Source organism: Litchfieldella rifensis (assembly GCF_042646605.1).
GTDB lineage: Bacteria > Pseudomonadota > Gammaproteobacteria > Pseudomonadales > Halomonadaceae > Litchfieldella > Litchfieldella rifensis.
This window is the reverse complement of record NZ_JBHRUG010000031.1, coordinates 105,784-126,590: the sequence shown is the minus strand read 5'-3', so window position 1 is coordinate 126,590 and position 20,807 is coordinate 105,784. Positions and strand designations below refer to the sequence as shown.

The window sequence follows — 20,807 nt, the reverse complement described above, 5'->3', positions numbered from 1 at the left end:
AGATAACCGCGATTGCGGTGCCTATAATTTCGCTTCGACGCGCTCCAGAATCTGCCGGCTAACCTTGCCGACCAGAGGCCTGGCAGCCCGGTTCACGGCGCGTTCCAGCAAGCGGTTGTTGATCTGGTACTCGATGGTCAGCACCACCTCGGTACCTTCGGGCACCGGTACCAACCGATAGCAACCCTGGTTACGCACGCCACCCAGCGATTCCCAGGCCAATCGCTCGGGAGCCTTGATCTCGGTGATTTCCACGTCGAAGGACCAGTCCATGCCCACTGCGTGCACGTACCAGCGATAGCGTTTGTCGCCCAGGGGCTCGATGGCCTCGATCAGGTCTGAATAGTCGACAAAGTCCTCGACACGTTCCAACAGGGCAAACACACGCTCTGGTGGGGCATGCAGAATCGCACTATGTTCGATGGTTGACATGTCGATCTCTGTTCGGCCGCTGACTGATGTCGAGGGTAACGGCCTTGGCGACAAACCGCCACCACTGCGTCGGCTCACTCTCGATCTCAGGCTTTTGTCTGGCCACTCGGGCAACGGCTCGCTAGAATGGAACTCTCGTCCGGACCGGATCCCGGGCGTCCGCTGATTGCGGCAAAATAAATTCTCCGCCAGGACCCTGCTGTCATGTCGAATCTCCCGACCCCACCTACGTCGGCACCTCGTGCCGTGGTCATCTATTCCGGTGGCATGGATTCCTTTACCGTGCTGCACCGTGCACGACGCGAAGGCTACGCACTGCATGTCCTGTCCTTCGATTACGGGCAGCGCCACTCTCGCGAACTCGATGTCGCGGCACACGTATGCAAACGCCTCGGCGTCGCCCACCGGATAGTGGACATTCGCGCCATTCACGGTTTGATCGATGGCTCGGCACTGACCGACGCCAGTCGCGAGATGCCCAGCGGCGACTACGCCAAGGACAACCTGACCGCGACCGTGGTCCCCAACCGCAACATGATCCTGCTGTCGCTGGCCATCGCGCACGCCGTAAACCTCGGTGCCGACAAGGTCTTCTACGGCGCGCATGGCGGTGACCACGTGCTCTACCCCGACTGCCGCCCCGTCTTCGTCGAGAAGATGAACGCCGTGGCCGCCATTGCCAACTTCGACGCCGTGGAGATCTGCGCTCCTTACCTGCATCGCAGCAAGCGGGACATTCTCGCCGACGGTCTCGCCATGGGGCTCGATTACGTTGACACCTGGACCTGCTACCTGGGCGAGGAACTGGCCTGCGGAGAATGCGGTAGCTGCCGAGAGCGGCTGGCGGCCTTCGCCGCCCACGGTATCGAGGATCCCCTGCGCTATCGACAGCGGCGCGAACCTACCGCGACGACTTCCCATGACTCCGGTCCACCGCCAGCCACGGGCGGAGGAAAGCCTTATGTATAGCGTCAAGGAAGCCTTCTACTCGCTTCAGGGTGAAGGAGCCCGCGCCGGACGCGCCAGCGTCTTCTGCCGTTTCAGCGGCTGCAATCTGTGGTCGGGCCGTGAGCGGGATCGTGCCGAAAGCCTGTGTCGTTTCTGCGATACCGATTTCGTCGGCAGCGATGGCCAGAACGGCGGACGCTTCCGGGACGCCGGGGCACTGGCGGATCACTTGAGCGCCTTGTGGCCGGCCCCAGCCGGCAATGCCCTACCCTATGTGGTCTTCACCGGCGGTGAACCACTGTTGCAGCTCGACGACCTCCTGATCGATGCCATGCATGAGCGTGGCTTCGAGATCGCGGTGGAGACCAACGGCACTATCGCCCCGCCCTCGGGCATCGACTGGCTATGCGTCAGCCCCAAGGGGACGAGCCGCCTGGTGGTCACCCACGGTGACGAACTCAAGCTGGTCTATCCTCAACCGGATGCCCTCCCCGAACGCTTTGCACATCTCGACTTCCGACATTTCTATCTGCAACCCATGGACCTTGCCCCGCTGCACGGTGAGGGCGATACCATGGCGGAAACGGTCGCTTATTGTCTCAGAGCGCCGCAGTGGCAACTTTCCTTGCAGACTCACAAGATCGCGGGGATAGACTGATGACCCTTTTCGTCAATGCCCTGACCCAGTTGGACGTGTCGCTATGGTGCCCAATGCGTGGCCTGGTTGGCGCCAGCTGGCATATCGACGCCGAACTCGATGGCGAGCTCGGCGAAGACGGCATGCTGTTCGACTTCGGCGAGGTCAAGCCTTGGATCAAGTCACGCCTCGATGCCGGCGCCGATCACACTTTGCTGGTTCCTACCCGCGCCCCTGGCGTCATGGTTCATGAGTGCAGCGAAGGACTGTGCATTCGCACCCAGGCGCCCTATGCCATGGAAGTCCGCGGTCCGCGCCAGGCCTTTACCCTGCTTCCGTGGAGCGAGATCACGGCCGAACGACTGGGCAACCACTTCTCCCAGGAACTGATGCGCCGCCCCCCGCCTCGGGTCAGCGACATTCGCCTGACACTGCGCGAGGAGAGTGTCGACGGAGCGGTCTACTGCTACAGTCATGGGCTCAAGCGTCACGCCGGCAACTGTCAGCGCATTGCGCATGGCCACCGCTCGCGACTCCACATCTGGAAGGATGGACAACGCGACACGGCGCTCGAAGCGCACTGGGCGACATGGTTGGCCGACCGCTACCTGATGGACAAGGCGGATATCGCCGCCGCCGGGGATGCTGAAGCACGCGGGCTATTGGCCAGTCGCTATCAGGCCCCTCAGGGACGTTTCTTCCTGTGTCTGCCAGCATCGCGATGCGCGGTGTTGCCCACCCCCACCACCATCGAACATATCGCCGCCTGGCTGGCTGAAGAAATCGCACGCGACAGCGGCCATCGCATCCGCGTTCAGGCGTTCGAAGGGATCAACAAGGGCGCCATCGCCGAGGCATGGCCATGACCACGGAACTCATCGCCAGGTCGACCGAGCCCTCACCCCATGCGGGGGGATGCCGCCCCGGCTGTGGCGCGTGCTGCATCGCTCCTTCGATCAGCTCGGCGATCCCCGGAATGCCCCATGGCAAGCCGGCTGGGGTGCGCTGCGTCCAGCTCGACGCCGATCATCTCTGTCGCCTGTTCGGCGACCCGCGCCGCCCCGACGTCTGCAGGCGCTTCGACTACGACCCGGAGCTATGCGGAACCGATCGTCAGCAGGCGCTGGCCCGTATCGACGCCTGGGAGGCGGCGACCTGAACGGCAGCCGTCTCCTCGCCAATCACCGCAACGAAGTGGGCACGGGCATTCTCGTCGCTCAGGACTCGACGCTGACCGGATACAGCTGCCGCTGATCCAGCAAGGTCCGCCAGCGCACCAGCACCGGAGCGTCGCTATGCGACACTTCGCCCAGCAGGCGCCGGAACTCCTCGCGGGCTTTAGCATCACGAGGATCGACCAACGTCAGCCATAGCTCCAGAGCGTTGAGTTGCTGATGCAGGTTCTCGTGTTCCCGCGCCTGTGTCAGGGCCTGCTCGACCAGCAGACGCACCGCCTCCCGAGGATGGCCCAACCGCTGGCGTACCCGGGCCAACTGAATGGCCAGTTCCGGCAAGTACAACGAACCACGCTCCTCGGCGATCAGCAAGCATTGGTCGAGGTAGTCCTCGGCACGCTCGAGTTCGCCCAGCGCCATGCAGGCATCGACGAACCACAGCACGGGCCGTTGATGGCGGTCCCGCCCGGTCACCTCATCGAACTCTTCCATGCCGGCCTGCAATTGCCTCAGGCCTTCGCGGTCCCCGGCGAGGGCCCGCAGCCATCCCAGCACGCTCTGCGCCGACATCTGCCACAAGTGGAGATCCGGCGTGCCGGTCAGGTCATAGGCTCGCTGGGCTCGGGTTCCGGCCAGGTGCACGTGTCCCAGCTGACGATAGACCGCGGCGGAGAACAACAGCGCCATGGCCAACGACCCGGGGTGATTGAAGCGTTCAGCCAGGCGAATGGCGGCCTCGGCCTGCTGTTCGGCGCGGCGGTAGTCGCCCCGTAGGCACAGGGCCCAGCCCTGGAAGCATGCCGCCGCCACCTGGGGATGATCGGAGAACGGCAACCACTCGATCAGCATCGGCTGGTTCAGCGGGTCGATCTCTTCCAGATGATCATAGGCCTGGCGAATGCGTCCGGCCCAATATTCGCAATTGGCACGGGCATAATCGGCCAGGCGTCGATAGCGAGGGTCATCGAGGCGGGCTGCCAAGTCGGCCAGCTTGGATGCCAGCGTGAAGGCATCGGCATGCGCATGACGCTGACTGCAACCGACCCATAGCCCCCACTTGACCAGGAAGCGTTGCTCGAGATCGGCCTCCTCATCGCTGTCACTGCCCTCGCAAGCGAGCAGTTCGCGGGCACGCACGAAGCTCTCGTGAGCGGTCGGCGAACCATGCCCTTCCAGCGCGAAGGCTGCCTGGCCACGCACGGTCAGCAGGCTGACCTCTCGCTCGCCTTGGCCTTCGACGTGCCTCAGGCTCGCCAAACCGAAATCGGCCATCTTCAAGGCCGTGCGGTTGGCGCAGACCTTCAGTGCCTCGCGAGCCGCCAATTCGAAATAGCGCGCGCCACGCGCATAATGACCGCTGCGACGCAGGTGGGTGGCGAAGTCGCCGGGGTGACGGCTGATCCACATCGGGAAACGCTCTTCGATCAAGCTGACCACTTGACGATGGATGCGCACTCGCACGTCGCGGGGGCATGACAGATAAGCCGCCTCTTGCAACAGTTGGTGACTGAACTGGTATTCGCATTCGCTTTCGCCACCGCAAGGCTCGATGATCTCCAGACGACGCATCTGGTCGAGCGCCAGCTTGAGTCGTGTGCTCTCCCAGCCACTGCATTCACCCAGGAAATCGAGCCGGAACTGGCGTCCCAGCACCGCCGCCACATGGGCCACCTCACGGTCGCTGTCGAGCTGGTCGATTCGGCTGGCAAGCAATCCCAGCAAACCGCGCGGCAGTTCATCGATGTTCACACTACGCCCTTCACGGCGGTCCATATCCAGGCGACGACAGATTTCCTGCAGATACAGCGGCACTCCATCGCAACGTTCGATCAACTGACTGCGCAGGCGTGGGCTGAGGTGCAAGCGGTAGCGCCTGGCCAACTGCGACAACAGGCGTGAGGATTGCGCGCTGTCCAGCCGTCCCAATATCACCTGTTGGTCCCAGTGCAGCTTGGCCGGCAAGGGTTCGCGACCATGGTGGCTCGCCACCAGCAACAACGGGCAGTTGATCGGCAGGCGCGCCTGCAGGCCGGCCAGCACCTTGAACGATGGTTCGTCGACCCACTGCAGGTCGTCGATCATCAATACCAGGGCGCGCTCGGCGGTCAGGGTCTCGATCAAGGCGTGCAGGAGCTTGACGACCAATTCCACGGCCTCCCCACTCTGGGTCAGGACCGAGACTTGCTCGGGCTCGCGAACGCCTAGCGCTTCTTCCAGCAGTTGCCGGCGCGGAGGATCCATGACCAGTGACGAGCAACCCTCGAGCAGCCTGTCAAGCTGGGCGACATCGGGGTCTTCGCCAAAATGCCAGCGCAGCAAGGAGCGAGCCACGCCATAGGGAGCCTGTACCGAGAGTCGTGTGGTCGGTTGCCAGCAGATGGCAGCATCGCGGCTCTGCTCGAGCTGACGAAAGCCCACCAGCAACGCCGACTTGCCCATTCCCGACGCCCCTCGTACCAGTACGCTCTGGCGTAGACCGATTCCCGCTCTGGCCAAGGCATCGCGCAGCTTGCGCAGTGCCGGTTCACGACCGACCAGACTCGGTGGCAATGCTTCGCGCCCGCCCTCATTGGTCCCCAGGACCAGCGCTCTGAGACGCACGCGGCCATCACTGGCCACCAGCCGCGATGACAAACGCGGCTGCAGGTCCAGCGCAGGGGGCATGTGCTGGCTGGCCTCCTGTGAAATCACCAGTTCACTGCCCTCGGCGGCGCTCATCAATTCCAGAGACCCTTGCGTGACCTGCCCCAGAGGATCGACCAGCTGGCGTTCGGGGAGATAGACCACCCGGCCGCTGTTGAGGCCGGCTGCCAGTTCGAACTGCGGCATGTCGGTTTCGCCGCTCCAGTGACGGGCACACTCCTCGGGCAGGGTACGACGGCAATGTTCGTACAATGCCACCAGTTCGGCGAGCTGATGAGCCGGCCCATGGGTACCGAAGCAAGCCAGCCCCAGGCCTCCGGTCGCCCCGGGCAGCCAAAAACCGCCCAGATGGTGACACTGCTGCTCGAGCCAGCGCATCAGTTCGATCTGCAAGGCCAGACAGGCGCGTGTTTCGGCACGGTCCTGCCACTCCCCTTGCAGACGCAGGCGAATCGCCATGACCGATAGCTGCCGCTGCTCGATCTCATCATCGCTCAAGGGGGCACTGTCCAATGCCAACGCGCGAGAAAACGCACCCTGCGGCGACAGACTCTGCATATCGGTCTTGCCTTCGGACCAGTAACGGGCCAGTTGCAGGAACCCCGGCTCGGGCTGCTGCCCGGACAGGGCCAGAAGCTGCAGATAGGCGTTGTATTGCTCATGGGCAGCAGCCGGCTGGCCTTGCTCGGCAAGCTGGCGAACCAGGCGTTCGTGGAACGGACCATAACCGGAGAAGCGGCTGACGAGGGTTCTCAGCAGTCCATCGGGCACCTCGTCATGCCGCTCCAGTACCGTCTCGGCAAAGGCGATTACGCGCTGGCGCCACTCATTGCGTACCCGCAGCAGCCAGCGTTGGAACTCGGCACAAGCCGACAGTTGCAATTCTTCCACCAGGTCGCCGCGATAGCGCTCGAGCACGGTTGCCAGTGTGGCGATATCCGGCGATGCCTCCAATAGGGACTGGAGCTCATGAAGGTCGAAGCGCCAGCCTTCGGGGAATCGGAAGGCAATGGTCTGCCGCGTCACCACCAGCACTTGATCGGCTTCATCGCCCAATGACTGGCGCAGGCAATGCAAGGCATGACGCAGGTTGGTACGCCCGGACGACAACCCTTGGTCCGGCCACAACAGTTCGGCAAGAGTGGCGCGGTTGACCGGCTGCTTGTGCAACAGCAGGTAGACCAGCAGTGCCTTGACCTTGTCGTAACTGAACTGCGTCAGGCTATCCTCGCCAAGCGTCAGCGAAAAATGCCCAAACAGCGATAACTGCTCGTTGACAGACGGATCCCGCATCATTTGGTTCCTGCGTTATCTTGTATTGGCGAAAGTGCCGCTCATCATTGCCCTGAGCCGCGTCAAACCCGGCCTGGCAAGCCTCGGAGACCGGGCCCCCGGCTCATGCCGTCATTGGCATGCCGCTATGAAAACGAAACGTTTCATCCGGTGAGTCGATCAATCGCCGCTCGCACTCGGCAAAGAAGCCGATGCGCGCCTCGATGTCCTGCTCACTCTCGTTCCCTGCGTAACGTCGCGCCAACATCAGGTAATCCTCATAGTGACGCCCTTCCGACTTAACCAGACTGCGATAGAATTTGGCAAGCTCGGTATCGAGATGCGGTATCAGCCGCGCGAAACGTTCGCAGCTACGAGCCTCGATAAAGGCACCGACAATCAGGATATCGACCAATCGTTCCGGATCTTCAGTCCTGACATGGCGACGCAGTCCTTCGGCATAGCGCGACGCACTCAAATGACGATAGGTAATGCCGCGCTCCCCCATGATCTTGATCACTTGCTCGAAATGCAGCAACTCTTCCCGAGCCAGTTGTGACATCTTGGTCAGCAACAACGGACGATCCACATAGCGATACATCAAACTCATGGCGGTGGATGCCGCCTTCTTCTCGCACTGGGCGTGATCGATCAACAATAGCGTCTGGTTCTGCAGTGCCTGCTCCACCCACGCCTGAGGAGTCGAACAGGCCAGGAAACCCAGCAGCGCTTCAGGCAACAAATCTTCCAATGTCTCTTGCATCTTATCTCTGGATAGTGGTTCAGCGTGATGGTGGATAACGGAAAAACGGTGCAATTTCTGCCTTCAGCAATACTCATCGGGCCGAGCGGTTCCTAGCTCAACGGGTCGTGCCGATGACGCTCGCGGGCAGCGGTCAACAATGCCCCTGTCAGCTCGGCATAAAGCACCTCGGGGGCCAGCCCCTGGCCTGTCGCTACTGGTTCCAGCCCATAGCGGGACAAGTCGCGAATGTGCTGACGGCCGACGCGCAGTAACTCCACTGCACGCGATAACGGTGGCTGCTCGGGACGAAAGCGAATGCGGTGACGTCGCATCTGGGCCTCCAGCGCCTCGGCGTCGAAGACGCGGAAGAAATGTTCCGCGACCTGCTCCCGTAAGGCATCGAGTTCTGCCATGCGCAACTCGCGCTCCCGGTCCAGCAGACTGAACCATTCACGGATTTCCGCATCGTGGCGTTGACAGCCACGACACACCGGATCTCCCACCGTTGTCGAGCACAACCCTACGCAGGGCGAAACGATTCGTCGGCTCATGTTCCCTCTCGTCGTTTGTCGCCATTTTACCGCGCCAGGCGGCGCTCGGCACGCCCATGGTGCCATGTGCAGCGCCGCGAAGACCAAAGTTCTAGGCCTGAGCGACGGGCACCGCTTAACATTGTCGACAGTTTCACGTAGAATCCACGGCACCATCAACATGGTTACCACTAGCACCAAAGCGGCCATTTTCGCCGACGTTAATTGCCGTTGACGTCAATTTCCGCGGAGTCGCTTTGGTAGCGAAACATATAGAGGGTCCTACCGTGCTCGAAGCTTATCGCCAACATGTCGAGGAACGCGCGCTTGAGGGTGTGCCGCCGAAGCCGCTGAATGCGGAACAAATGGCACAACTGGTCGAGCTGCTCAAGAACCCGCCCGCCGGCGAGGAAGAGTTCCTGCTCGAACTGATCACCCATCGCGTTCCCCCCGGTGTCGATGAGGCCGCATACGTCAAGGCCGGCTTCCTGACCGCCATCGCCAAGGGCGAAGCCGCTTCGCCGCTGATCGACAAGACCCATGCGATCAAGCTGCTAGGCACCATGCAGGGCGGCTACAATATCGCCACCCTGGTCGAATTGCTCGACGACGCCGACCTGGCCAAGGAGTCCGGCGAACAGCTCAAGCATACCCTGTTGATGTTCGACGCCTTTCACGATGTCGCCGAGCGCGCCAAGGCCGGCAACGTCGTCGCCAAGGACGTCCTGCAATCGTGGGCCGATGCTGAATGGTTCCTGGCCAAGCCCAAACTCGACGACAAGATCACCCTGAGCGTGTTCAAGGTGCCCGGCGAGACCAACACCGACGACCTGTCGCCGGCTCCGGATGCATGGTCACGCCCGGATATCCCGCTGCATGCCAACGCCATGCTCAAGAACGAACGCGACGGCATCGAGCCGGAAGTGCCCGGTACCAAGGGCCCTCTGGCCCAGATCGAGTCGGTCAAGGCCCAGGGCTACCCAGTCGCTTATGTCGGCGATGTGGTGGGTACCGGTTCCTCGCGCAAGTCCGCCACCAACTCAGTGTTGTGGTTCTTCGGCGACGACATCCCCTATGTGCCCAACAAACGCGCCGGTGGTTTCTGCTTCGGCGGCAAGATCGCGCCGATCTTCTTCAATACCATGGAGGATGCAGGCGCCCTGCCCGTCGAGATGGACGTCTCGACGCTGGGGATGGGTGACATCATCGACGTCTATCCCTATGAGGGCAAGGTCTGCAAGCACGACAGCGACGAGGTGCTGACCACCTTCGGACTCAAGACCCGCGTGATTCTCGACGAAGTGCGTGCCGGGGGCCGTATCCCGCTGATCATCGGCCGCGGCCTGACCGACAAGGCACGCGCCGAGCTCGGCCTGGGCCCGTCCGACGTGTTCAAGACGCCGGAGCAACCGATCGATACCGGCAAGGGCTTCACCCTGGCCCAGAAGATGGTCGGCAAGGCCTGCGGCATGGAGGGCGTTCGTCCCGGCATGTACTGCGAGCCGAAGATGACCACTGTGGGCTCGCAGGACACCACCGGCCCGATGACCCGCGACGAGCTCAAGGACCTGGCCTGCCTGGGCTTCCAGGCCGACCTGGTGATGCAGTCGTTCTGTCACACCAGCGCCTACCCGAAGCCGGTCGATGTGGAAACCCATCACACCCTGCCCGACTTCATCATGAACCGGGGCGGTGTCTCGCTGCGCCCCGGTGACGGCATCATCCACTCGTGGCTGAACCGCATGCTGCTGCCCGACACCGTGGGCACCGGTGGCGATTCCCACACCCGCTTCCCGATGGGTATCTCCTTCCCGGCCGGCTCTGGCCTGGTAGCGTTCGCCGCCGCCACCGGGGTCATGCCGCTGGACATGCCGGAGTCGGTGCTGGTGCGCTTCAAGGGTAAGCGTCAGCCGGGCGTGACCCTGCGCGACCTGGTCCATGCCATTCCGCTTTACGGCATCAAGAACGGCCTGCTGACCGTCGAGAAATCCGGCAAGAAGAACGCCTTCTCCGGTCGTGTGCTGGAGATCGAGGGTCTCGAGGATCTCACCGTCGAGCAGGCTTTCGAACTCTCCGATGCCTCCGCCGAACGCAGCGCCGCTGGCTGTACCATCACTCTCTCCGAGGAGAGCGTGAGCGAGTACCTGAAGTCCAACATCACCCTACTCAAGTGGATGATCGCCAACGGCTACGGCGACGAACGCACCATCAGCCGGCGCGTCGAGGCCATGGAAGCCTGGCTGGCAAACCCGAGCCTGATGCGCGCCGACAAGGATGCGGAATACGCCGAAGTCATCGAGATCGACCTCGACGAGATCAAGGAACCCATCCTCTGTGCTCCCAACGATCCGGATGATGCCCGCCTGCTGTCCGATGTTGCCGGCGAGAAAATCGATGAAGTGTTCATCGGCTCGTGCATGACCAACATCGGCCACTTCCGTGCTGCGGGCAAGCTGCTCGAGAAACAGCCGGCCGGCAGCCTGAAAACCCGCCTGTGGCTTGCACCGCCGACCAAAATGGACCAACATCAGCTGACCGAGGAAGGCTATTACGGCATCTACGGTCGCGCCGGGGCGCGCATGGAAATGCCAGGGTGCTCGCTGTGCATGGGTAACCAGGCACGCGTTGCGGCCAAGTCCACGGTGGTATCCACCTCGACCCGCAACTTCCCCAACCGTCTGGGCGACGGTGCCAACGTCTACCTCGCCTCGGCGGAGCTTGCCGCCGTCGCCGCGGTGGAAGGCCGTCTGCCGACCGTGGAGGAATATCAAGGCTACATGGGACAGTTCGATGCGATGGCCGGTGAGATCTATCGCTACATGAACTTCCATGAAATCGAGGAGTATCAGAAGATCGCCTCGAATGTGATTCCGGTCGCTCAGCAAGCCTGATCACGACCCGAGGAACACTCCCTTCGTCGCCGATGCTCGCAACATCGATGGCAATATCGCTTTACAGCGGTATACGCCATAGCCGATGACCGAAGCGCCCCGCCCCCGAGCGGGGCGCTTTTTTGCCGCCAGGTGTCTCCTTAAAGCGACACCCCCATACCTTTCTTAACACGCTAAGTATTGAGCCCGCCCCGGAGCAAGCCTAGAGTCTAGATAAAGGTCATGCGGTTGCATGGGGGGATGCCATTGCCATCGCGCATAAGAATGACCACTCGATGCTTCAAGGAGGGAATCATGAGACTCAGGACACTGCTTACCGTCTCTCTGGCTTCAACGTCCCTGCTCGCCGCCTCCCACGTGCTGGCCGACCCTCATGAGGGCCGGGGTCCGTATTTCGGTGCCGGTGCCGGTTTCAGCTCATTGGAGAACGAACGCGAAGATGTCGATGACTTCATCGAAAGCGGCGGTCGCAATTTCGAACTCGACGATGAAGACAACGTCTGGAAAGGCTTCGCCGGTTACCAGTTCACTCCCTTCGTTGCCGCCGAGGCGTTCTATGCCGACCTGGGTCGCACCCGACTGAAAGGCAATGACTTCGCCAATACCGACCTCGAGTCGGACGCCTACGGCGTCAGTGTGGTCGGCCAATTGCCGGTCACCTCGTGGTTCACGGCCTTTGCCAAGGCAGGGATGGCCCAATGGAAGACCGATGTCGACGGCAATCTCGGTGACGCCAACCTCGACCTTCAGGACAATGACGGAACGGATCCCGTCTATGGTGTGGGAGCACAGCTCAATTTCGATCCCTTCCTGCTACGCGCCGAATACGAGCGCTACGACTTCGATAGCGACTACCGGATCGATACCTTCTCCGCCTCGGTGGGATGGAGATTCTGATGCTTTCACCTCATTCCAGAACGATGCCGGGCAATGCCCGGCATTTCTTTGCCTGCCTGCGGCGAAGGGTGGATTTACCTTCAGGTCCACTGTGACATGATCGTGGAAGCCGCTTCCAAGGAAACTCCAGAAAGGAGACTCTGTCATGAGCCGTATCGTCACCCCGGATATCTGCGATGCTCACCCCGAGGTCGCTGTGCTCGACCCGATCTTCGCCAACTTCGGTGGCCGTGAAGCCTTCTGTGGTCCGATCCGCACCGTGAAGTGTTTCGAGGACAACTCACTGGTCAAACAAGCCGTTGCTGAACCAGGCAATGGTGCGATCCTGGTTGTCGATGGCGGGGGATCTCAGCGCTGTGCCCTGCTTGGCGACATGCTGGCCGATCAGGCAGCCGACAATGGCTGGGCCGGGCTGGTGATCTACGGTTGCGTACGCGATGTTGACATGCTGGCCGAAACCGAGCTTGGCGTTCAGGCGCTTGGCGTGCATCCCCGCAAGAGCGAGAAGCGCGGCGAAGGCGTGCGCGATATCCCGGTGACCTTCGCCGGCGCTACCATTTCTCCCGAACAATGGCTCTATGCCGACAACAACGGTATCTTGATCGCCGACGAACGGCTACCCCTGGAAGGTTGACCCCCTTGATGGCAGCAACCGCCGCCGTCGAGACAGCGCGGTTGCAGCGAAGAAAGTCGAATCGAGTGCGGAGTGATTGGCATTGCCAACCACACGAGGCGGTGCGAGGCTAACGGTTATCATCTTCGATATCTCGGAGTGGCATGCTGCACCTATCCCAGCTCGCAGGTGACCTCACTCGCTCACTGCGTGAGCACCTGCGCCCACTGCTGGCCTATCACCTGTTCTTCACCGTGTTGGCCACGGCAGTGTTGCTGCCAGCCATGGCATGGACCCTCACCAACCTGCTGAAGCAGCTTGGTCGCCCCGTAATCACCAACAGCGAGCTGCTCGACATCCTGCTGACGCCCTTCGGCATCCTGTGGTTACTGGCGGCCATCGGCCTGTCCTTTCTGATCCTGTACCTGCAACAAGCAGGCATGATCCTGGTAGCGATTCGCCCCCGTGACAACCATTACCACCTGGCCGGCGAAGCCCTATGGAGCACATTGCGCCGCTTGCCCGGCCTGGCCGGACTGGTCGTCTTGCAGGTCGGCACCCACCTGTTGCTGATCCTCCCCCTCGCGCTGACGGTGGGCTGGCTATACAGTCTCTTCCTCGGCGGCCTGGAGCCCTCGTACGTGCAACGAATCCGCCCGCCGGCCCTGTGGCTGTTCCTCGCCGTCAGCCTGCCGGTGGTGGTGATCTGGATATCGCTGGCCGCCACCCTGTATTTTCGCTGGATTCTGGCCCTGCCGGCATTGATGCTGGAAAACCTGTCGCCACGCGCCGCGCTGACGCGCAGCCACCATCTGACGCGTGGTCGCCGTCGGCATATCGCCGTGGCCGTCATCGCGCTGCTGCTGGTGATCATCGCCCTGCCGGTCATCGTCAGCACGGCCTTGGATCGGCTCGGCACACCGCTGCTGTGGCTACTCCCGGAGCGCAACGCGGTTTTGATACCGGCCATGCTGGCCTATGTGAGTGGCTATGTGCTGTTGACGCTGGCCATTACCTTCCTGGGCATCGCCGCCAACAGTCTCCTGGCCGCCTGCCTGTACTTGCGCCTGGCTCACCGCGAGACGCGCCCTCCTACACCGCCGGCCAGCGCGCATCCCGGGCTGTTGGCCTGGGGAGTGGAAATCACCGTACTGGTCTTCGCTTTCAGTCAGGCGTCGCTGATCGTCAACAGTTTCGAACTGCGTGACGAGGTGCAAATTACCGCGCACCGTGGCAGCTCCTTTAGCGCACCGGAAAACACCCTGGCCGCCATCGATCAGGCGATCCTCCACGGTGCCGACTACGTCGAGGTCGATGTGCGACTGACTGCCGACGAACAGCCGGTGCTTTTCCACGATCGCAGTCTGCAGCGCCTTACCGGCGACCCCCGCAATCTACGCGACCTGACGTGGGAGGAATTGCAGCACTTCGACGTCGGGAGCTGGTTCGGCGATGCCTTCGTCGGCGAGCGGATCCCTTCCCTCGATGAAGCCCTGAAACGAACCCGTCACCAGGGTTCACTGATGATCGAGCTGAAGCCCGACCCGGGGCGCGAACTGGCGCTGGTGGAAGTGGTGCTGGACAGCCTCGAACGCGAAAATCGGGCGCGGGCGCGATGTCGCGAAGAGAGCAAGGATGCAGCGCGGTGTGGCGGTCCCGATGTGCGCGACGAAGTGCTGATGGCGACCATGTCGCCGGCGCTGGTGCGCGAGATCGAGGCTCGCGAGTCGCGCTTGCACACCACGCTCCTGGCACAGTTCGTGCTGCCCGGCACCCTGGACCGCACCAGCTTCGATGCCCTCGGGTTGCGCCACAACCGCATCAGCGAGAGCGAGATCCAGGCCGCGCAGCGCTACGGCTACGAACTGCACACCTGGACGGTCAACGACCGCACACGCATGTCACAGCTCATCGACCTGGGCGTCGACAACATCATCACCGACCGCCCCGACCTGCTCTCCGAACTGTTGGCAGACAGGCGTGAACTCAGCGATGGTGCTCTGCTGCTGGTCAAGCTGCGCAATTGGTTGCGATCTTGACCCGTCAAATCGACCGCACCCGACTGACGCCGGTCAGCCGGGTGCGGTTTCGCCACGAGATGGGGTCAGGCCAGCGTTTCGCCGGCCAGCATGAACCAGGTTTCGAGCACGGCGTCCGGGTTCAGCGAGACCGAGTCGATGCCCTGTTCCATCAGCCATTTGGCCAATTCGGGGTGGTCTGAAGGGCCCTGCCCGCAAATGCCTACGTATTTCCCCTGGGCCTTGCAGGCGGTGATGGCCATGGCCAGCAGCTTCTTCACCGCCGGATTCCGTTCATCGAAAAGATGCGCGACGATACCGGAGTCGCGATCCAGCCCCAGGGTGAGCTGGGTCAGGTCGTTCGAGCCAATGGAAAAGCCGTCGAAGTACTGGAGGAATTCGTCGGCCAACAGCGCATTGGCCGGCAATTCGCACATCATGATGACCTTGAGGCCGTTCTCGCCACGCACCAGGCCGTTGTCTGCCAACAGTTCCACGACTGACTTGGCTTCATCCGGGGTACGCACGAAGGGCACCATGATCTCGACATTGTCGAGCCCCATCTCGTCACGCACCCGCTTCAGTGCCCGGCACTCGAGCTCGAAGCAAGGCTGGAACGACTCGGAGATGTAACGCGCGGCGCCGCGGAATCCCAGCATGGGATTTTCTTCGCCGGGCTCGTAGAGCTTGCCGCCGATCAGGTTCTCGTACTCGTTGGACTTGAAGTCCGACAGGCGCACGATGACCCGCTGCGGATGGAAGGACGCCGCGAGTGTCGAGATGCCCTCCACCAGCTTGTCGACGTAGAAACTCACCGGATCGGCATAGCCAGCGGTACGCAGGTCGATGATCTGCTGTAGATCCAGCGGCAGGGTATCGTATTCGAGCAGCGCCTTGGGATGAACGCCGATCATGCGGTTGATGATGAATTCCAGGCGTGCCAGCCCGACGCCGGCATTGGGCAAGCTGGCGAAGCTGAAGGCGCGATCGGGGTTGCCGACATTCATCATGATCTTGAAGGGAATCTCCGGCATCGAGTCGACGCTGGACGTCTTGCAGTCGTAGTCCAGCAAGCCTTCGTAGACATGGCCGGTATCGCCTTCGGCACAGGACACCGTGACCTCGCGGCCGTCGGCAAGCACCGATGTCGCATCGCCACAACCGACCACCGCCGGAATGCCCAGCTCGCGGGCGATGATCGCTGCATGACAGGTGCGCCCACCGCGGTTGGTGACGATGGCCGAGGCACGTTTCATGACCGGCTCCCAGTCCGGGTCGGTCATGTCGGTGACCAGAATGTCGCCCGCATTGACCTTGTCCATCTCGTCGGATGTCAGGATCACCTTGACCGCCCCACGGCCGATGCGCTGGCCGATGGCCCGGCCGGCCACCAGGGTGCGGCCCTTCTCCTTCAACTGGAAGCGCTCGAGCTTGCCGCCTTCCTGTTGGGACACCACGGTCTCGGGGCGCGCCTGCACGATGTACAGCTTGCCATCGTCGCCATCCAGCGCCCATTCGATGTCCATGGGGCGACCATAGTGCTGCTCGATGATCACTGCCTGCCGGGCGAGATCCATCACCTGGTCGTCGCTGATGCAGAAGCGACCGCGCTCGGCGAGCGGCACGTCGACGGTAGCCACCGACCTGCCGGCACTGGCGTCGTCGGTATAGACCATCTTGATCAGCTTGGAACCCAGGTTGCGGCGCAACACCGCCGGGCGGCCAGCGGCGAGTGTCGGCTTGTGTACATAGAACTCGTCGGGATTGACCGCCCCCTGCACGACCGTCTCACCCAGCCCCCAGGAGGCGGTGACGAACACGGCGTTACGGTAGCCGGATTCGGTATCCAGGGTGAACATCACGCCACTCGCCCCCGTCTCGGAACGCACCATCTTCTGGATACCTGCGGAAAGCGCGACATTCTCGTGGGCATAGCCACGATGCACACGATAGGAAATGGCGCGATCGTTGAACAGTGAAGCGAATACCTCGTGCACGGCGCGCTTGATGTTGTCGAAGCCTTCGATATTGAGGAAGGTCTCCTGCTGACCGGCGAAGGACGCGTCCGGCAGGTCTTCGGCGGTAGCCGAGGAGCGTACCGCAGCCTTGAGATGGGGGTGCTTGGTGGCCAGCGTCTGGTAGGCATCCCTCAGCTCGGCCTCGAAGGCCGGCGGCAGCGGTGTGTCGATGACCCACTGGCGAATCTCGGCACCGGTCTTGACCAGGGCCGCGACGTCGTCGACATCGAGGGCCGACAGTGCCGCATTGATGCGCTCGTTGAGCCCCTCGTGAGCGAGGAATTCGCGGTAGGCATGCGCGGTGGTGGCGAAACCGCCAGGCACGCTGACCCCGGCATGCGCCAGATTGGAGATCATTTCGCCGAGCGAGGCGTTCTTGCCACCGACACGCTCGACGTCGTCCATACCGAGCTGATCGAACCACAGGATATACGGTTCCACGAGACCCCCTTCGTTTCATTCGACACCGATGCAAGGCATATGGGCGCCGTCGTCAGATGCTCGTAACCCTACCAAGCGGGGACCATATTCGCCATTGGTCTAACAGCGAAGTCAGTGGAGAATTTTTACAACAATCGGCGAATTCTCTGCATTCCTGTAGTCGACTCACCTGGGCGCTTGCCGGATAGGGGAACAGCCCCGACAATCGGCACAACACTCCAGCATGACGATTACCGATGAGACCCGCCATGACCCGCACCGCCTTCTTCATCTCCGACGGCACCGGCATCACCGCCGAAACCCTGGGCCGAAGCCTGCTGGCCCAGTTCGAGAAAGTCGAGATCCGCATGATCACCAAGCCCTACATCGACAGCACCGACAAGGCCCAGGCGCTGGTCGAGATCATCACGGCCACGGCGGCGCGCGATGGCGAACAACCGATCATCATCGACACCATCGTCGATGTGGCCATTCGCAAGGTGATCACCCGGGCACCGGGGTTCAAGATCGATATCTTCTCGACCTTCCTGGCGCCCCTGGAAGAAGAGCTGGCGACCCACTCGACCTATACCGTGGGTCGCACGCATTCGATCGGTCGTGACGACGTCTACATGAACCGCATCGACTCGGTCCACTTCGCGCTGGATAACGACGACGGCGCGCGCACCCATCAATACGACAAGGCGGATATCATCCTGGTGGGGGTATCGCGCTGCGGCAAGACGCCGACCTCGCTATACCTGGCGCTGCAGTTCGGCATCCGTGCCGCCAACTACCCGTTCACCGAAGACGATCTGGACGATGACGGCACTCTCAAGCTGCCTCGCGCCCTGGCCCCCTACCGCCACAAGCTGTTCGGCTTGACCATCGATGCCCGGCGCCTGTCGGCAATCCGCAACGAACGCCGCCCCAACAGCCGCTATTGCTCGCTCGACCAATGCCTGCAGGAAATCCAGCAGGCCGAGGCGTTGTACCGCCAGATGCATATCCCTTATATCGACACCACGCGTTTCTCCATCGAGGAGATCTCCACGCGGATGATCGCCGAGGCGGGGTTACAACGCCGCTTCTCCCCTCGTTAACCGACGATACCTTCGCGCCGTAGCCGGGCGATATCGTCATCCGACAATCCCATCTCGCGCAGCACGCTATCGCTGTCCTGCCCCAGTGCCGGGGGTGGCATTGGGCTGGTCCGGGAGTCGCCGTCGAAGCGCAAGGGATTGGCCACCTGAGGGATGGCGATATCGTCTCGCTGGAGCGAGGCGACCATGCCGCGATGGCGCACCTGTGGATCGTTCAGGGCCTCACTCACGGTATTGATCGGCCCCGCGGGGATCCCCTGCTCCTCAAACGCGCTCAACCACGTATCACGCTCCCGGCACAGCAGACACTCAGCGATCAAGGGTACCAACCGTTCACGATTGGCCACCCGTGCTCCATTGGTGGCATAGGCCGGATCACTGGCCCATTCGGGGCGGCCAAGCAATGCGGCCAGCCGCGCGAACTGGGCATCGTTGCCCACCGTCAGCACCAGGTAGCCATCGGCACAGGCGAAGGCCTGGTAAGGCACGATATTGGGATGGGCATTGCCGTGCCGCTGCGGGTCGCGCCCCGCGACCAGGGCATTGAGTGCCTGATTGGCCAGGCAGGCCACCTGGACGTCCAGCAACGCCACGTCCACATGACGTCCGCGACCGGTGCGTTCACGCTCGTCGAGCGCCGCGAGCACGCCGATGGTGGCATAGAGCCCGGTCATCACATCGGTGATCGCCACCCCGGTCTTCATCGGCATGCCATCCGGATCGCCGGTGACGCTCATCAATCCGCCCATGGCCTGGATCATGAAGTCGTAGCCGGCGCGGTGGGCATATGGGCCATCCTGACCGAAGCCGGTGATCGAACAGTAGATCAAGCGCGGATTGCGTTCGGCCAGGCTGGCACGATCCAGGCCGTACTTGCGCAAGCCATCGGCCTTGAAATTCTCCAGCAGGATATCGGCGCGAGCGGCCAATTCACGAATCAACACCTGACCATCGGGGTGGGTGATGTCGACGGCCAGCGACTGCTTGCCTCGGTTGGCACACAGGTAATAGGCCGCCTCCACCGGGTCGCCGACGACATCTTCCAGCCACGGCGGCCCCCAACCACGGGTATCGTCGCCGCGCTCGGGACGCTCGATCTTGATCACCCGCGCCCCCAGGTCGGCCAGCAGCTGACCAGCCCAGGGGCCAGCCAGCACTCGCGACATATCCAGCACCAGCCGTCCCTTCAGGGGGCCCGGCGTGACCATCTCCTTAGACATTGGCATCGCACTCAATCCGCCGAAAAGGCCTGGATCCCGGTCTGGGCGCGACCCAGGATCAGCGCATGGATATCGTGCGTCCCTTCGTAGGTGTTGACCGCCTCGAGGTTCATCATATGGCGAATCACATGGTATTCATCGGCAATGCCATTACCGCCGTGCATGTCGCGCGCCACACGAGCGATATCCAACGCCTTGCCACAGTTGTTGCGCTTGATCAGCGAGATCACCTCCGGGACCAATTGGCCGTCGTCGATCATGCGTCCCACCCGCAGCGCTGCCTGCAAGCCGAGGGCGATTTCGGTCTGCATGTCGGCAAGCTTCTTCTGGATCAACTGGTTGGCGGCCAAGGGACGCCCGAACTGCTTGCGGTCCAGCGTATACTGCCGTGCCGCATGCCAGCACGCCTCGGCAGCCCCCATGCTGCCCCAGGCAATACCGAAGCGCGCCCGGTTGAGGCATGAGAACGGCCCCTTGAGCCCCTCTACGCCCGGCAGGCGCTGATCGTCGCTGACTTCCACGTCCTGCATGGCAATCTGGCCGGTGAGCGAGGCTCGCAGGCTGAACTTGCCTTCGATCTTGGGTGCCGTAAGGCCCTTCATGCCCTTCTCGAGGATGAATCCCCGCAGCACGCCCTCGTCGTCCTTGGCCCAGATCACGAACACGTCGGCGATCGGCGAATTGGTGATCCAGGTCTTGGTGCCGTTGAGCTTCCAGCCGCCGTCGACCTTCACCGCGCGGGTGCTCATGCCGTTGGGGTCGGAACCATGGTCGGGTTCGGTCAGCCCGAAGCACCCCACCCACTCGCCACTGGCAAGCTTGGGCAGATACTTCTCGCGCTGCGCTTCGCTGCCGAAGGCATGGATCGGGTACATCACCAGGCTCGATTGCACGCTCATGGCCGAGCGATAGCCGGAATCGACACGCTCGACCTCACGAGCGATCAGCCCGTAGCTGACATAGTTGAGGCCGGCACCGCCATAGCCGTCGATGGTTGCCCCGAGCAGGCCCAGCTCGCCCATCTCGTTCATGATCTCGCGATCGAAGCGCTCGTAGCGGTTGGCTTCCAGCACGCGTGGCAGCAGCTTGTCCTGGCAGTAGTCATGGGCAGTCTGTTGCACCATGCGTTCGTCTTCACCGAGCTGATCGATCAGCCGGAAGGGGTCGTCCCAGGTGATGGGGGTAATCTGGCTCATGGTTGGACTCCAAGGGGTCAGCAAGACAATAATTTCTACATTTTTACGA

Annotated in this window: 16 protein-coding genes; 9 read left to right on the top strand and 7 right to left on the bottom strand. The window is 62.3% G+C overall.

Features of this window, described 5'->3' with window-relative positions:
- Positions 1 to 21: 21 nt before the first annotated feature.
- Positions 22 to 432 (bottom strand): SRPBCC family protein, encoded by a 411-nt coding sequence (locus ACFOEV_RS16290; protein WP_386775835.1) that lies wholly within the window; start codon positions 430 to 432, stop codon positions 22 to 24.
- A gap of 204 nt (positions 433 to 636) precedes the next feature.
- Here ACFOEV_RS16290 and queC point away from each other — a divergent pair, with 204 nt between their 5' ends.
- From queC to ACFOEV_RS16270, 4 genes are read left to right on the top strand one after another with little or no spacing between them, the layout of a single operon-like run.
- Positions 637 to 1,401, top strand: coding sequence for a 7-cyano-7-deazaguanine synthase QueC (queC, locus tag ACFOEV_RS16285; RefSeq protein ID WP_386775833.1), 765 nt, complete (start codon positions 637 to 639; stop codon positions 1,399 to 1,401).
- The gene (queE, locus tag ACFOEV_RS16280) at positions 1,394 to 2,038 is read left to right on the top strand and encodes a 7-carboxy-7-deazaguanine synthase (RefSeq protein WP_386775830.1); all 645 of its coding nucleotides are present in this window, start codon (positions 1,394 to 1,396) and stop codon (positions 2,036 to 2,038) included. The genes queC and queE overlap by 8 nt, the downstream gene beginning before the upstream one ends.
- The gene (locus ACFOEV_RS16275; RefSeq protein ID WP_386775828.1) at positions 2,038 to 2,883 is read left to right on the top strand and encodes a 6-carboxytetrahydropterin synthase; all 846 of its coding nucleotides are present in this window, start codon (positions 2,038 to 2,040) and stop codon (positions 2,881 to 2,883) included. Before queE ends, ACFOEV_RS16275 begins: the two co-directional genes overlap by 1 nt.
- Positions 2,880 to 3,176 (top strand): YkgJ family cysteine cluster protein, encoded by a 297-nt coding sequence (locus ACFOEV_RS16270; RefSeq protein ID WP_386775826.1) that lies wholly within the window; start codon positions 2,880 to 2,882, stop codon positions 3,174 to 3,176. Before ACFOEV_RS16275 ends, ACFOEV_RS16270 begins: the two co-directional genes overlap by 4 nt.
- A 58-nt stretch (positions 3,177 to 3,234) precedes the next feature.
- Here ACFOEV_RS16270 and ACFOEV_RS16265 read toward each other — a convergent pair whose 3' ends face one another.
- The 3 genes from ACFOEV_RS16265 to ACFOEV_RS16255 all read right to left on the bottom strand — a co-directional run bounded on the left by ACFOEV_RS16265 (position 3,235) and on the right by ACFOEV_RS16255 (position 8,403).
- Entirely contained in the window at positions 3,235 to 7,131 is a 3,897-nt protein-coding gene (locus tag ACFOEV_RS16265; protein ID WP_386775824.1) for an AAA family ATPase, read from the bottom strand.
- Between the two features lie 100 nt (positions 7,132 to 7,231).
- Positions 7,232 to 7,870 carry a tRNA-(ms[2]io[6]A)-hydroxylase gene (gene miaE, locus ACFOEV_RS16260; protein WP_386775822.1) on the bottom strand — a complete coding sequence of 213 codons (639 nt, stop codon included), beginning with the start codon at positions 7,868 to 7,870 and terminating at the stop codon, positions 7,232 to 7,234.
- A 92-nt stretch (positions 7,871 to 7,962) separates the two neighbouring features.
- On the bottom strand, positions 7,963 to 8,403 hold the full coding sequence (locus tag ACFOEV_RS16255; RefSeq protein ID WP_386775820.1) for a DUF1289 domain-containing protein: 441 nt from the start codon (positions 8,401 to 8,403) through the stop codon (positions 7,963 to 7,965).
- A gap of 266 nt (positions 8,404 to 8,669) precedes the next feature.
- Between ACFOEV_RS16255 and acnB the strand changes: the two genes are divergently transcribed.
- From acnB to ACFOEV_RS16235, 4 genes are all read left to right on the top strand, one after another.
- Positions 8,670 to 11,273, top strand: a complete 2,604-nt coding sequence (gene acnB, locus ACFOEV_RS16250; protein WP_386775818.1) for a bifunctional aconitate hydratase 2/2-methylisocitrate dehydratase — start codon at positions 8,670 to 8,672, stop codon at positions 11,271 to 11,273.
- A gap of 294 nt (positions 11,274 to 11,567) precedes the next feature.
- Positions 11,568 to 12,170, top strand: coding sequence for a porin family protein (locus tag ACFOEV_RS16245; protein WP_386775816.1), 603 nt, complete (start codon positions 11,568 to 11,570; stop codon positions 12,168 to 12,170).
- A gap of 145 nt (positions 12,171 to 12,315) precedes the next feature.
- On the top strand, positions 12,316 to 12,804 hold the full coding sequence (rraA, locus tag ACFOEV_RS16240) for a ribonuclease E activity regulator RraA (protein WP_386775814.1): 489 nt from the start codon (positions 12,316 to 12,318) through the stop codon (positions 12,802 to 12,804).
- A 143-nt stretch (positions 12,805 to 12,947) separates the two neighbouring features.
- Positions 12,948 to 14,822: a glycerophosphodiester phosphodiesterase family protein gene (locus ACFOEV_RS16235; RefSeq protein ID WP_386775812.1), complete on the top strand. Its 1,875-nt coding sequence runs from the start codon at positions 12,948 to 12,950 to the stop codon at positions 14,820 to 14,822.
- Between the two features lie 65 nt (positions 14,823 to 14,887).
- Here the strand turns inward: ACFOEV_RS16235 and ppsA are convergent, their stop codons facing one another.
- The gene (gene ppsA, locus ACFOEV_RS16230) at positions 14,888 to 17,260 is read right to left on the bottom strand and encodes a phosphoenolpyruvate synthase (protein WP_386775810.1); all 2,373 of its coding nucleotides are present in this window, start codon (positions 17,258 to 17,260) and stop codon (positions 14,888 to 14,890) included.
- A gap of 248 nt (positions 17,261 to 17,508) precedes the next feature.
- Between ppsA and ppsR the strand changes: the two genes are divergently transcribed.
- Positions 17,509 to 18,342, top strand: a complete 834-nt coding sequence (ppsR, locus tag ACFOEV_RS16225) for a posphoenolpyruvate synthetase regulatory kinase/phosphorylase PpsR (RefSeq protein WP_386775808.1) — start codon at positions 17,509 to 17,511, stop codon at positions 18,340 to 18,342.
- On the opposite strand, the gene ACFOEV_RS16220 is transcribed toward ppsR, so the two are convergent.
- Entirely contained in the window at positions 18,339 to 19,568 is a 1,230-nt protein-coding gene (locus ACFOEV_RS16220; RefSeq protein ID WP_386775806.1) for a CaiB/BaiF CoA transferase family protein, read from the bottom strand. The two genes, ppsR and ACFOEV_RS16220, sit on opposite strands and share 4 nt — an antisense overlap.
- 5 nt (positions 19,569 to 19,573) lie before the next feature.
- Positions 19,574 to 20,758 (bottom strand): acyl-CoA dehydrogenase, encoded by a 1,185-nt coding sequence (locus ACFOEV_RS16215; RefSeq protein WP_386775804.1) that lies wholly within the window; start codon positions 20,756 to 20,758, stop codon positions 19,574 to 19,576.
- Positions 20,759 to 20,807 lie beyond the last annotated feature (49 nt).